This window comes from Microcoleus sp. bin38.metabat.b11b12b14.051 (genome assembly GCF_013299165.1).
Classification (GTDB): Bacteria; Cyanobacteriota; Cyanobacteriia; order Cyanobacteriales; family Microcoleaceae; genus Microcoleus.
The window spans coordinates 27,676-40,156 of sequence record NZ_JAAFKD010000037.1 but is presented as its reverse complement, the minus strand read 5'-3'; the positions used below and the strand labels follow the sequence as shown (position 1 = coordinate 40,156).

10 protein-coding genes and 1 tRNA gene are annotated in these 12,481 nt (G+C 46.9%); 9 read left to right on the top strand and 2 right to left on the bottom strand.

All coding sequences use genetic code 11. The features are described 5' to 3' along the window. Positions 1-323: 323 nt before the first annotated feature. Both QZW47_RS26500 and ald read left to right on the top strand, forming a co-directional pair. Entirely contained in the window at positions 324-1,169 is an 846-nt protein-coding gene (locus QZW47_RS26500; RefSeq protein WP_293134088.1) for a class I SAM-dependent methyltransferase, read from the top strand. 101 nt (positions 1,170-1,270) lie between these two features. Beyond that, the gene (gene ald / locus QZW47_RS26495; RefSeq protein WP_293134085.1) at positions 1,271-2,359 is read left to right on the top strand and encodes an alanine dehydrogenase; all 1,089 of its coding nucleotides are present in this window, start codon (positions 1,271-1,273) and stop codon (positions 2,357-2,359) included. Positions 2,360-2,620: 261 nt separating this feature from the next. On the opposite strand, the gene QZW47_RS26490 is transcribed toward ald, so the two are convergent. Then, a complete protein-coding gene (locus QZW47_RS26490; protein WP_293134083.1) occupies positions 2,621-3,559 on the bottom strand; it encodes a Uma2 family endonuclease in 939 nt (312 codons plus the stop codon). 151 nt (positions 3,560-3,710) lie between these two features. Between QZW47_RS26490 and QZW47_RS26485 the strand changes: the two genes are divergently transcribed. The 5 genes from QZW47_RS26485 (at position 3,711) to mutT (ending at position 7,772) form a co-directional block, all read left to right on the top strand. Further along, positions 3,711-3,792, top strand: a tRNA-Leu gene (locus tag QZW47_RS26485). 74 nt (positions 3,793-3,866) lie between these two features. Continuing rightward, complete coding sequence (locus tag QZW47_RS26480; protein ID WP_293134080.1) at positions 3,867-4,643, top strand: RNA methyltransferase; 777 nt, start codon at positions 3,867-3,869, stop codon at positions 4,641-4,643. A gap of 557 nt (positions 4,644-5,200) precedes the next feature. Continuing rightward, positions 5,201-6,160 (top strand): RNA polymerase sigma factor, RpoD/SigA family, encoded by a 960-nt coding sequence (locus QZW47_RS26475; protein WP_293134077.1) that lies wholly within the window; start codon positions 5,201-5,203, stop codon positions 6,158-6,160. A gap of 225 nt (positions 6,161-6,385) precedes the next feature. After that, complete coding sequence (locus QZW47_RS26470; RefSeq protein WP_172187001.1) at positions 6,386-6,727, top strand: DUF760 domain-containing protein; 342 nt, start codon at positions 6,386-6,388, stop codon at positions 6,725-6,727. Positions 6,728-7,367: 640 nt separating this feature from the next. Next, positions 7,368-7,772, top strand: coding sequence for an 8-oxo-dGTP diphosphatase MutT (mutT, locus tag QZW47_RS26465; RefSeq protein WP_293134059.1), 405 nt, complete (start codon positions 7,368-7,370; stop codon positions 7,770-7,772). A 159-nt stretch (positions 7,773-7,931) separates the two neighbouring features. Here the strand turns inward: mutT and QZW47_RS26460 are convergent, their stop codons facing one another. After that, complete coding sequence (locus QZW47_RS26460; protein ID WP_293134056.1) at positions 7,932-9,173, bottom strand: histidine kinase; 1,242 nt, start codon at positions 9,171-9,173, stop codon at positions 7,932-7,934. A gap of 238 nt (positions 9,174-9,411) precedes the next feature. Between QZW47_RS26460 and QZW47_RS26455 the strand changes: the two genes are divergently transcribed. Together QZW47_RS26455 and QZW47_RS26450 are read left to right on the top strand one after the other, a co-directional pair. Next, on the top strand, positions 9,412-10,623 hold the full coding sequence (locus QZW47_RS26455) for an RNA-guided endonuclease TnpB family protein (RefSeq protein ID WP_293134053.1): 1,212 nt from the start codon (positions 9,412-9,414) through the stop codon (positions 10,621-10,623). A 56-nt stretch (positions 10,624-10,679) separates the two neighbouring features. Then, positions 10,680-12,368, top strand: a complete 1,689-nt coding sequence (locus QZW47_RS26450; protein ID WP_293134050.1) for a DUF2079 domain-containing protein — start codon at positions 10,680-10,682, stop codon at positions 12,366-12,368. Positions 12,369-12,481: the final 113 nt, after the last annotated feature.

Sequence of the window (12,481 nt, the reverse complement as noted above, 5' to 3'; positions counted from 1 at the left end):
GCAAGCCTGTTAAATTATAGGCGATCGATCAAATATATTGACAGCAGACTCTCTATAAGTTAGTTTTTTTTTAGCAAATCTATAGAACCACAATCTACTTTATACTGTTACGGGCTGTTGGTTGAGATTTTTACCATTTTTGATCGGATAAGTTTGCCACACTGTTAAAAGTTTGTAGTAGGGACTTTAGTCCTTCCTGCTGAGTTGGCAAGAAAGGACTTAAGTCCTTACTACAAACCTGAAAAGAAAGGACTGAAGTCCTTACTACGAACCTGTTTTTATTTTTTTTGCAAGGCTCCAAGTTCACTTATTCTCAGAAGAGTATGTTTGACTTTATCAAATACAAACAAAATTTTTTAGAAGCCACCCAGGGCTGGGATAACGAAAAATGGAGCAATTTTAATCAAAATCCCTTCCTGCTTTCTTCCCCCATCCTTCAAGATTGTCACGTTAAGAATTGTCGTTTGGTTGAAAGTCGGGCTAAGATGTTGGAATATCTGCCCAAAAATAGTGTGGTGGCTGAGGTAGGTACTCAATACGGGCGCTTTGCTGAAAAAATTCTCGCTGTTACTAAGCCTCAAAAGCTGCACCTCATAGATTATAGTTTGGATTTGTTTAAACAAGAGTTAAGTCAAAAAGAAAACAGTCTGTTAAGCAAGGGAATAGAACAGGGAAATGTCGAGCTTCATGAAGGCGATTCTTCGACAATTTTAAGCAGCTTTTCTGATGAATATTTCGACTGGATTTATATCGATGCCGATCACGCCTATGAAGGTGTCTGCAAAGATATTCAGCAAGGTTATCCTAAAGTCAAGCCCGACGGGATGATGATTTTTAACGATTATACGAATTGGTCGGTATGTGAGATCATGCCCTATGGTGTGGCGAAAGCGGTAAATGAGTTTTGTATTGCCAACGACTGGGAAATCGTATTTCTAGCGCTTCAGTTCCTAGGCTATCACGATATAGCGCTTAAGAAAAATACCGGGGAAAAAGAGGTGCGAATTCAGTTGCAGGAGGCTAAGTCCCAATTGCAGAGTTCGCAAGCTCGGATGCAACAGCTTGAGTTAGAGTTGGAGCAGGCCAGAAGCGCGATCGACTTTATGGAAAATGATAAATTTTGGAAATTGCGATCGCAATGGCTGAAAATTAAACAAATATTCTCCTAGCCCAGCCGGATGGGGAAATCTAAAATCTCCAATGGTATTGTCCCGCTAGGACTGATTTTTGCGTTAAATTCGATCGACATAAGCCTGATTTAGAGGTATAGATGGAAATAGGTGTCCCCAAGGAAATCAAGGATTTGGAGTTTCGAGTTGGGCTCAGCCCAACAAGTGTCCGGGCTTGTTCGGACAAAGGCCACACCGTTTTCGTCGAAACCAATGCTGGTGCTGGGGCCGGTTTCGCCGACGAGGACTACCTTCAAGCCGGGGCGAAGATTGTCTCAAAAGCTTCAGATGTCTGGAACCGCCAACTAATTGTTAAAGTTAAGGAACCCCTACCTGCTGAGTATCCGCTGATTCAAAAAGAGCAGTTGCTATTTACATATTTGCATCTTGCTGCCGATCGCACATTAACCGAGCACTTAATCAGCAGCGGAGTCCAAGCCATCGCCTACGAAACCGTCGAACTCCCCGACAGGAAATTGCCCCTGCTAACCCCGATGAGCATTATTGCAGGACGTTTGGCTGTGCAGTTCGGTGCTCGGTTTTTGGAACGACAGCAAGGTGGCAGAGGTGTACTTTTGGGAGGCGTACCGGGGGTAAGACCGGGCAAAGTTGTAATTTTGGGCGGCGGAATCGTCGGCACGGAAGCAGCCCGCATCGCTGTGGGAATGGGCGCTAGAGTGCAGATTTTAGATGTAAATGTCGATCGACTCGCTTATCTAGAAACTCTGTTCGGTTCCAGAGTAGAATATCTCTACAGCAGTCCTTTGCAAATTGAAACCGTTATCCCGGATGCCGATTTATTAATTGGCGCAGTTTTAGTCTTGGGCAAAAAAGCTCCGGTGCTAGTTTCTCGCAAATTTGTTGCCAAAATGCAGCCCGGTTCTGTGATTGTTGACGTAGCCGTCGATCAAGGCGGCTGCGTGGAAACTTTGCGAGTAACTTCTCACACAAAACCTACCTATGTTGAGGAAGGAGTTGTGCATTACGGCGTACCAAATATGCCCGGTGCCGTGCCTTGGACTGCGACTCAAGCTTTGAATAACAGCACTTTGCCTTATGTTTTGCAATTGGCCAATCACGGAATTAAAGCTTTGGAAATGAATCCGAGTTTAGCAAAGGGATTGAACGTGCAGAATCACCGATTAGTGCATCCAGCCGTGCGCGAGGTTTTCCCAGATTTAGCCGATTAAACATAAATCCTGTAGGGTGCTTAACAGTTGACAGTTGACAGCTTGCCCCGAGCGACTTGCCCCGAGCGAAGTCGAGGGGAGTCGAAGAGTTGACAGTTGACAGTTGACAGTGAAGTTTTTAGGCAGGGGATTTAAGCCCCAGCCTAAAAACAATCCACCTAAAGGTGGGGGCTTAAATCCCCTGTGCTTTCGGTCAGCTCGTAGCTTTTCGATTAATAAACTAAGGCTATTCTGACGCACCCTACTAAATTAATGGTAAGATTATGGTTGATAAACTTGGCGGATTTCATCTAGGTTATTAGCTGCTAGCATATCGGATGCGATCGCCTGCAAAACAGCAACATCAGAAATTGCCGAAATTTCATCAAGCAGCACCAATCCTTCGTCTCCAAATTTCAGTCTCAAACCGAGTTCGATCACCTGGATCAATGCTCGTTTAGTGCGCGCTTGTTCCTCCAGTAACTCAGCATCTTTTTGAGATAACTCAGCATCTTTTTGAGATAACTCAGCATCTTTTTGAGATAACTCAGCATCTTTTTGAGATAACTCAGCATCTTTTTGAGATAACTCAGCATCTTTCTGTGCCGCTAGTTCGTCGCCCGTAGGAATCGGAGCGCCACTAGCATAGCACCAGCGCAACCAAGTACCATTAACATTTTCAAATTCACCTTCCCACAGAGTTAGTCCCAAACCGACTTCGGGAAACCAAGCATCAGTTTTGGGAACGTAAAATTGATTCTGCAATTCAAAGACTCGCAGCGTACTACCTCTCAACTCGCGTAGCGGATCGTAGACTACATAATACGGGATTCGCATTCGAGCGTAGTCGATTAACTTGCTACCCAATTCGTTTCCCGGAGTGGGCGAAACAATTTCGATCGCAATTTCGGGAGGTTTGCCAAATTCCCAAAATAAATACGATCGCACTTGTCTTTCCCACCAATCCTCAGCACCAGTAATATTGATACTGAGAAAAACATCCGGGGCGATGCCCGGTTGACGTATGCTGCTGAACAAACCAACATTTGCCGCCGCAATAAAGGGAACAGTAATGCCCGTATCGCCACCGCTATATAAAACCGTTGTCAGCAGTCGCTGCTGTTTTTCGTTGATGAAGCTGTCCAAAGGAGTATCGTCTTCTAAAACTAAGTTGCTAATATCTGGCAACTGACTCGGATCGAGGGTTAATGGCTCAGACATAGGTAGCCGAGGTGAGAACTATCTGCCACAACAATTTTAACATCACGGGCATGGGGCATTTATATTACTCGCATCCCCGAATTAAAATTTAATAGCAAAAAACACTTGACAAATTGGCGGAGATAGGGCACAGTAGTGATTCGTGACCAATGCGGAACTGGCGGAATTGGTAGACGCGCATGATTCAGGTTCATGTGGTGCAAGCCTTCCGGGTTCAAGTCCCGGGTTCCGCATTCCCAAGGCAGACAAAAGTTTGGGGTTAACCCGATACAGGCAATTAACCCCATTCGCTCTGCTGAATTAAACAATGATTACAAGTATTCAAAATCCCCTAGTTAAAGAAGTCCGCAGGCTGCACAGCTCGAAGGGACGCAGGGATCAACAATTATTTTTACTCGAAGGGACGCATTTGCTGGAGGAGGCTTGCGCGGCGAAACATTGCCTAGCAACGGTTTGCTGTACTCCCGAATGGCTGGATCAGCACGAGAAACTGTGGGAGCAAATTGTTAGTTTAGCCGATCGCACAGAATTAGTCAGTGCCAAAGTCTTAGAGTCGATCGCCACTACAGTCCAACCCGACGGCATTATCGCCACCGCACCTCGCACCGCCACAGCCCCCGCAGAAATCTCAACATTAGGCATAGCCTTAGAAACCATCCAAGATCCCGGCAACTTGGGAGCGATCGTCCGCACGGCTGCTGCTGCTAATGCCGACGGTTTGTTGCTGAGCGCCGACAGCGCCGATGTAGACCATCCTAAGGTGTTGCGCGCCTCCGCCGGAGCTTGGTTTAAACTGCCAATAGCAGTCACTCCAGATTTAACCGCCGAAGTCTCCGGGTATAAAAATCGGGGACTGCAAATTTTAGCAACCGTCGCCGACGCCAGTTTAACTTATTGGGAAGTTGATTTGCGAGTGCCGACTCTGATCGTTTTGGGCAACGAAGGTTCTGGGTTGTCAGCCGAATTGAGAAGTTTAGCCGATCGACAAATCCAAATCCCCCTGACTCGCGGCGTAGAATCTCTCAATGTGTCGATCGCCGCCGCCCTCATCTTGTACGAAGCTCAACGGCAAAGAAGTCATTAGTCATTAATCATAGATCGGATTGGTTCGTAGTGTGGACTTTAGTCCGCAAAACAAGAGCGGACTAAAGTCCACACTACGAACGGTTTTTGTTATGGTAATCGATCGTCCAGGATATCAGTCAACTGTCAACTCTTCGACTTCGCGAGCGCGCTCTTCTGTCAACTGCCAACTGCTTTCCTGTCCCTGGTCAACTCCCCCTCTCCCTCTCTCCCTCTCACAAATTTAGGGCATTTTGTTTAACGCGATGCAACTGCGAAAGTAATTTCCGGGTACTCTCATAGCAAAGCAGATCGGGCTTCCATGAAATAAATGTAAAGAAGTGTAGCCAACTGCTCTCAGAAATGTTAAGATTCTTAACATAATGTAGCATTGTGCACGCCCAACCAAAACCTAACCTGAGAGGGTGCTGACTGGGAGTAGCAGCTAGCTACGATAAAACTAAGCCTCTTTAAATGGAAGAAAAGCGCAAGTCCCCGCCCGCTTTCCTTCCCAGCTAAAGCTAGGGGTTTGCTACGCCGCAAACCTTTAGAGGCACAGATCCTCAGCGGGAAAAGCTCATGAAAACTCTTAAGTCCTCAGATACAGATTCTGTTCGCGCTTACTTGCGGGAAATTGGCCGCGTTCCCCTGTTGACTCACGAGCAAGAAATACTCTACGGGAAACAGGTACAGCGCTCAACCGCACTGCACCAAGAAAAAAATATTTTAGCCGAAGAGTTAGGCCGCGACCCGACAGCGGCTGAATGGGCACAGACAGTCGGGCTGTCTGAGGCACAGTTGCAGCGGACGATCGACCACGGGGAAAGGGCCAAGCGCCAAATGGTGGAAGCTAACCTGCGCCTGGTAGTGTCTGTTGCTAAAAAATATATCAAGCGCAATGTAGATTTACTTGACCTAATTCAGGAAGGTACGATCGGGATGCAGCGGGGAGTAGAAAAATTTGACCCGACTAAGGGCTACAGATTTTCAACCTATGCTTACTGGTGGATTCGTCAGGCAATTACGCGGGCGATCGCCGAAAAAGGCCGCACTATCCGCTTACCGATCCACATTACCGAAAAACTCAACAAAATTAAAAAGGCTCAGCGCCAGCTAGCTCAACAGCTCGGCCGCGCTGCTACTGCTGCTGAATTGGCGTCAGAGTTAGATTTGACTCCCAAGCAAATTCGCGAATATCTCGATCGCGCGCGCCTACCACTTTCCCTGGACTTGCGCGTGGGAGACAATCAAGATACTGAGTTGGGTGATTTGTTGGAAGATACGGGCACTACCCCAGAAGATTTTGCGCTGCAATCTTCGTTGCGGACTGACTTAGACCACCTGATGGCGGAACTGACTCAGCAACAGCGAGAAGTCCTCGCCTTGCGGTTCGGTTTAGAAGATGGGCAAACCTTAACTTTGGCCAAAATCGGCGATCGTCTCAACATCAGTCGGGAACGGGTGCGACAAATTGAACGGGAAGCTTTAACCAAACTCCGCAAGCGCAAGCAAGATATCAACGATTATCTCGCCAGCTAGCTAGATGGGGGATTGTGCGATCGAGCAACAACCCGATCGCACAATTCCCCATCTAAAATCGTAAAAACCGCCGCCTTTAATTCGGTTGTGCCCACTTGGTTGCTAGGACTGTCCTGCTACATTGGTAATTACTTAGTAATAAACATCAGCAGCGATCGGATAAGGGTTATTTAATTTAACCGCCCGCGTCTAAAATAACAAGCTGTCTCTGAAACGGAGGTACTCGTGAGCAACTCATCTAATAAATCCCCTGAATTCTTTGAAGAAGACGGAGAAAATGCTAATTTATTATGGCAATACGTGCAGTCAATGGCTCCCGACACTGTTTCTCAGTTGTCTAAGCCGACTTCTCACGAAGTGTTTCAAGTAATGGAGCGAAATATTGTCGGGCTTTTAGGGAATTTACCTTCGGAACACTTCGGGGTGACAGTTACTACCAGTCGCGAACATTTGGGGAGATTGCTCGCCTCGGCTATGATTAGTGGCTATTTTCTGAAAAATGCCGAACAGCGCATGACTTTTGAAAAGTCCATCCAAGCTAGTGAGAGACACGGCTCGGATGATTAGTTGATTATTAACATTTAACTCGTACAATTGTCAAGCCCCCTTCGGAAGATGGGGGCTTTAGATTTTAGATTTTAGATTTTAGATTGAAGATTGAAGATTGAAGATTTTATGAAATTGAAGATTGAAGATTTTATGAAATTGAAGATTGAAGATTGAGGATTCCGGGAAGGAAACCGAACACGAAAATTTGTAGCGCTAAAGTTAGGGAATAGTATTATTTATCACTTGTTGTTTATTAATAAAATTGATAACATGATTGAATGATTAATGGCAAATTACCAACAGCTCGCACGGGTGGCTATCCACCATGTTTTTCAGAGAAATAAGTCGTTACAGCCCGCAGTTGGGGAACAAAGCTTGGTAAATACGAAATTTGCAGTGCGTCTAGGAGTGACCAATGACAAATGACAACTGACAACTCTTCGACTCCCCTCGACTTCGCGGGCGGGCAAGTCGCGAGCGCGCTCTTCTGTCAACTGACAACTCTTCGACTCCCCTCGACTTCGCGGGCGGGCAAGTCGCGAGCGCGCTCTTCTGTCAACTGACAACTCTTCGACTCCCCTCGACTTCGCGGGCGGGCAAGTCGCGAGCGCGCTCTTCTGTCAACTGACAACTGACAACTGACAACTGACTAATTAATATGTCTCTTACTCCTGTGCCCCACAAAGTTATCGGCGTTGCTGCAATCTGGAACGATCGACAACAAATTTTGATTGACAAGCGCCGACAACACGGACTGCATGGCGGTTTTTGGGAGTTTCCGGGCGGTAAAATAGAGCCTGGGGAGACCATCGAAGGCTGCATACAGCGGGAAATTATGGAGGAATTGGGGATTGTGGTAGAAGTGGGCGATCGCTTGATTACAATTGACCACGACTACACTAAATTTACAGTGAGACTCTACGTGCACCACTGCCGTTACGTCAGCGGGGAACCGCAAACGATCGAATGTGATGAAATTCGCTGGGTGACACTCGACGAAATTGACCAATTTACTTTTCCCAAGGCAAACGAACAGATTATCGCTGCACTGCGCTCAATTTGAACTGTATAGCAGAAGGAAGAAGTCCGATGGAAGTCGGAAGAAGGAAGAAGCAATAAAAGGAATAAAAGCAAGGGTTTTAGCAATTAAGAACGTCCTAACCGTCTGGCGCGGTTGCTACTGTCAACTGACAACTGACAACTGTTAACTGCCAACTGTCAACTATTTTTGAACGGGCAGTGTAAAGTGAAAACAACTGCCGCGATCGGGTACCGAGTCTACCCAAATTTGACCGTAGTGGGCGCGGATGATGCCTTGACATAGGGACAGTCCAATGCCGTAACCGTCTGTAGATTTATCTCGCTGCAAGCGATAACTGTCTTCAAAAATTCTCGCGCAGTTTTCTTCGGGAATTCCCGGGCCGCTGTTGCAAATGCTGACTTGAACTTTGTAAGCCGTGCGGTGGAGAATTGAAAGACTAACAGTTCCTCCGTCTGGCGTGTACTTGCTGGCGTTGTCAAGCAGGTTGACGATGACTTGTTTGATGCGATCGGGATCGGCATAAACCAAAGGCAAATCTGCGGGAATGTCTGTTTCTAAGTTGAGACTTTTGGCCTGAAATTTGTCTTGAAATTGCAGGATTACGTCTTGACAAATCGGCCTGAGCTCGATTTTTTTTGTTTGAATGTGCAGTTGAGCGTTGGTACCGCGTGCTGCTTCCAGGATATCTGTAATCATGCGATCGACAATTCTAATTTGGCGGCGGGCTTGTTTCATCAAATGAGCCGCCAGAGTCGGTGTCAAACGGGACTTTTGCCCCTCCTTCACCTTTTGATTTGACTCCAAAGTCTCCAATGCCAAAGATGCGGCTGTCAAGGGATTGCGTAAGTCGTGAGCCAGCATCGCAATAATCCTGTCTTTCAACTGCAACTGCTCTTGCAGGTGTTCTTTTTCCTGTTTGAGCCGAAAAACTTCATCGGCAAGCTGCACCAGTTCAGTGGCGCAAGCAACCGAATAGATCGGTTTTGGGTCGGCCAAAGCTGCTGCCGTCAAAGCAGGGGCAGACTGCTGCTGAGCTGCGTATTCTTCTACAGAACGCTGCCAGCGGGGCCACCAGTGTTCGAGTTGGGCGATCAAATTGCTGCCGGCGAGAGTTTGTCTGGGCTCGGGATGAATTTTGAGCAGCGAGGGAGTGGCTACAAGTTTAAAGTGTTCGGCTAAATCCGGTTGTTCTCCTACGTCGATGACTTGAAGCTCAAAGTCGCACTCTGCCTTCAAATCCTGTAGGGACTTGCGGATGTGTCTGTTCAGTTCCCTGGAAGAGGGACGCTTGTCTACGAACAGCAAAAGCTGTAAAAGCGGTGCGGAAGAAGCCGGCTGTTCGGGAGAACAGTCGGTGTCGCTGGTGCCGGATGTTGGATGGACGCTGTTGAGCTTTTCGATCGGGTGAAAATAATTGACCATTGCCGAGCCGAGTTATTTCACTTCTACTTTAACTGGACAGACGGGAATTCTCCCGCTACATCGTTACTCCGTGTCTTCGGCGGGATGAAAGGCGAGCGAAGCCCGTCGATTGCGCCGAACAAATTGACTCTTCATGCAGCTCTCACTCTTTGAGGCGGCGTATGAGGAAACGAGCAAATTCCTTGGTTTTGCCCAAGTATCGTGCTATGATAGTTATCACTAACCTAACTTTTCGATAATGTACCAAGCTCATAAACTCCGAATCTATCCGACAACTGAGCAGCAGATATATTTTGCTGGTGCTTTTGGTTGTTGTCGATGGTTCTGGAATTATAGCTTGAATCTGTGCCAAGAAACTTATCAAAATACGGGAAAAGGGCTGACTAGAGGTGCTATCCAAGGCTTGCTCCCTCATCTCAAAAAGGAATATCCTTGGTTGTCTAATGCCTATTCTCAGTGCCTACAAGTGGTGGCTCTAAACCTCTCCACTGCTTATAAAAACTTCTTTGATAAACGCGCTGGATATCCTAGCTTCAAATCGAAGCATGGTAGACAGTCAATTAGTTATCCTCAGAATGTCAAACTAGGTGATAGCAGCATCAAACTTCCCATCATTGGGGAAGTCCATTGTCGAATTCATCGGAAAATTGAAGGTACTATAAAAACAGTTACTATCTCCAAGAATACAGATGGGAACTACTATGCTTGTGTCTTAGTTGATGATGGACAAGAAACACCAGAAGGGAGAGCTAATGGTAAGGCGATCGGCTTAGATGTTGGGCTGATAGATTTTTGCGTGACTAGCGATGGCAGTAAATATGCTAATCCTAAGCACCTCAAACAACACAGTCGCAATCTGAAGCGTAAACAACAAAAACTCAGCCGTAAAGAAAAAGGGAGTAATCGGAGAAATAAAGCTAGAAGATTAGTGGCTAAAGTTCACTCTAAAATCAAGAGAGTGCGCGAAGATTTTCTGCACAAGCTATCCCGCAAGATAGTCAACGAAAACCAAGTTATTGCAGTAGAAAATCTCAACATCAAGGGTATGGTAAGAAATCACTGTCTAGCTAAAGAAATTAGTGATGCTGGATGGGGAATGTTTGGGACAATGCTCAAGTATAAAGCTAAAAAAGTCGGAAAATTGTATATCGAGATCGACAGATTTTTTCCGAGTTCTAAAACTTGCAATAATTGCCTCCATAAAGTATCGTCCATGCCTTTGAATGTTCGCCATTGGAATTGCCATAAGTGCGGAAGTTGCAATGATAGAGATATCAATGCGGCAAAAAACATTAGGGATGAAGCCTTGCGGATTTGGGCATTGGGAACCAGTGCTTCTGCCAGTGGAGGGAATGTAAGTCGTGGTGGCAAGCCTTCGGTCTTGTCGGATGCAATTCCCGTTGAGACTGGAAGCTCCCAGCATAGTGGTACTCCGCTTGCTGATGAGTAGTTCACTACTTACTTTAGATTTACGCTATTGTCCGATGATTTCATTACGGCGGGCCCATGACATTTTTGAGATGGAAGAAAAATGAGTCGCTACAGGTAGTAGTGAAAGTGGCGATCGCCTTTTTTGTGCTGTGCCTGTTGCTGACGCTGCACCGCTACTACAGCCTTTACGCTACTTACGACCAAGGCATTTTCAATCAACTTTTTTGGAACGGCACTCGGGGTCACTTGTTTGAGAGTTCCCTGTCTTCGGCTTTGTCCACTAACGTGGTTCACCAAAATCAGCTCCCGTCTGTATCTTACTACCGGTTGGGGCAGCATTTCACTCCGGCGCTGATGGTGTGGCTGCCAATTTACTCGCTGTTCCCCTCGCCTATCACTTTGACGGTGTTGCAGGTAACTTTAATTACGGCGGCGGGTTTGGTTCTCTACGCTCTCGCTAGACACTATCTAGAGCCGCGACTGTCGGCGACAATTGTGGTGAGCTATTATGCAGCTAACGCGGTTATCGGCCCGACTTTGGGCAATTTTCACGATGTTTGTCAAATTCCGCTTTATGTCTTCGGCTTGCTGCTGGCGATGGAGAAGCGCTGGTGGCCGCTGTTTGGGATTCTGGCAACTTTAATTTTGGCCGTGCGGGAAGATTCGGGCATTGTTTTGTTTGGCGTGGGGGCTTACATGATTTTGAGCCGGCGCTACCCTCGGACTGGTTTGGCTGTCTGCATTCTCAGTTTTGCTTACACGATCGTCCTGACTAATCTGATTATGCCTTTGTTTTCTGCTGATATTTCCCAGCGGTTTATGATGGAACGCTTCGGTCAGTATGCTGATGGAGATGAAGCTTCAACGCTAGAAATTCTTTGGGGAATGGTTAGCAATCCCGGGCGGTTGCTAAATGAGCTATTTACGCCGTTTTTTGGTAAGATTAGATACCTCTTGGGGCAGTGGTTGCCGTTGGCTTTGGTTCCTGCCGTAGCACCCGCTTCTTGGACGATCGCAGGCTTCCCACTGCTGAAGCTATTTTTAGCTAAAGGAGAGTCGGTGCTGGCCATTAATATTCGCTATGCGATGACTGTGGTTCCGGGGCTCTTTTACGGGGCAATCCTGTGGTGGGCGAGCCGTCAACAGGAAGAAGATAGAATTAGGAGGGGAGAACAAACTATTTTGCGTTTTCCGAATGCGATATTTCCTTTCCCTTCGTCTTCACGGTTTCGCCGCTTTTGGGCGTTTTGCATCTGCTTGTCGCTATTTTTTACCTTCACGTCTAATCCTAATCGGACTTTTTCGTTTATTTTGCCTGATGCGATCGCTCCTTGGGTGCAGGTTCCTCTAGTCAAACAGTGGCAGCACGTCTCTCAAGTGCGGCCACTATTAGCTCAAATTCCTGCTAATGCTAGCGTGGCTGCAACGAATACTATTGTGCCGATTTTGTCAAGCCGCCGGGAAATTCTCCGGTTTCCGATGTTTGAACTGCGGAATGATGCGGGAGAGGCAGTGAAGATGGATTATGTAATTGCCGATATGTGGCAGTTGCAGCAGTATCAGGCTGCGTTTAGCAGGGAACGGGGACAGTTGCAGCAAATCGTACCGCAGATCGATCGAATATCCAAGTCTGGAGAGTACGGGATTGTTGGCTTTGAAGACGGCGCGATTTTGATGCGGAAAGGTGCTGTGTCAAACTCTGAATCGGCGTCTGCTTGGGCTAGTTTTCGTCGCCAGTTGGCACCGATTTTGAAGCAAGGGTAATCGGGTACGCCGATCGCCCGAAACTGTGGGTGCAGTCCCAATATTCCAGAAACCGGGCGATCGAGCAATTCTTGCCAAAACCCGGTTTTTGCATAATTTTCCCTTCTTGTGGC

Bases quoted from the DNA above. Each gene is read 5' to 3' on its own strand.
- QZW47_RS26500 (WP_293134088.1), top strand. From the start codon at position 324: ATGTTTGACTTTATCAAATACAAACAAAATTTTTTAGAAGCCACCCAG.
- ald (WP_293134085.1), top strand. From the start codon at position 1,271: ATGGAAATAGGTGTCCCCAAGGAAATCAAGGATTTGGAGTTTCGAGTT.
- QZW47_RS26490 (WP_293134083.1), bottom strand. From the start codon at position 3,559: ATGTCTGAGCCATTAACCCTCGATCCGAGTCAGTTGCCAGATATTAGC.
- QZW47_RS26480 (WP_293134080.1), top strand. From the start codon at position 3,867: ATGATTACAAGTATTCAAAATCCCCTAGTTAAAGAAGTCCGCAGGCTG.
- QZW47_RS26475 (WP_293134077.1), top strand. From the start codon at position 5,201: ATGAAAACTCTTAAGTCCTCAGATACAGATTCTGTTCGCGCTTACTTG.
- mutT (WP_293134059.1), top strand. From the start codon at position 7,368: ATGTCTCTTACTCCTGTGCCCCACAAAGTTATCGGCGTTGCTGCAATC.
- QZW47_RS26460 (WP_293134056.1), bottom strand. From the start codon at position 9,173: ATGGTCAATTATTTTCACCCGATCGAAAAGCTCAACAGCGTCCATCCA.
- QZW47_RS26455 (WP_293134053.1), top strand. From the start codon at position 9,412: ATGTACCAAGCTCATAAACTCCGAATCTATCCGACAACTGAGCAGCAG.
- QZW47_RS26450 (WP_293134050.1), top strand. From the start codon at position 10,680: ATGACATTTTTGAGATGGAAGAAAAATGAGTCGCTACAGGTAGTAGTG.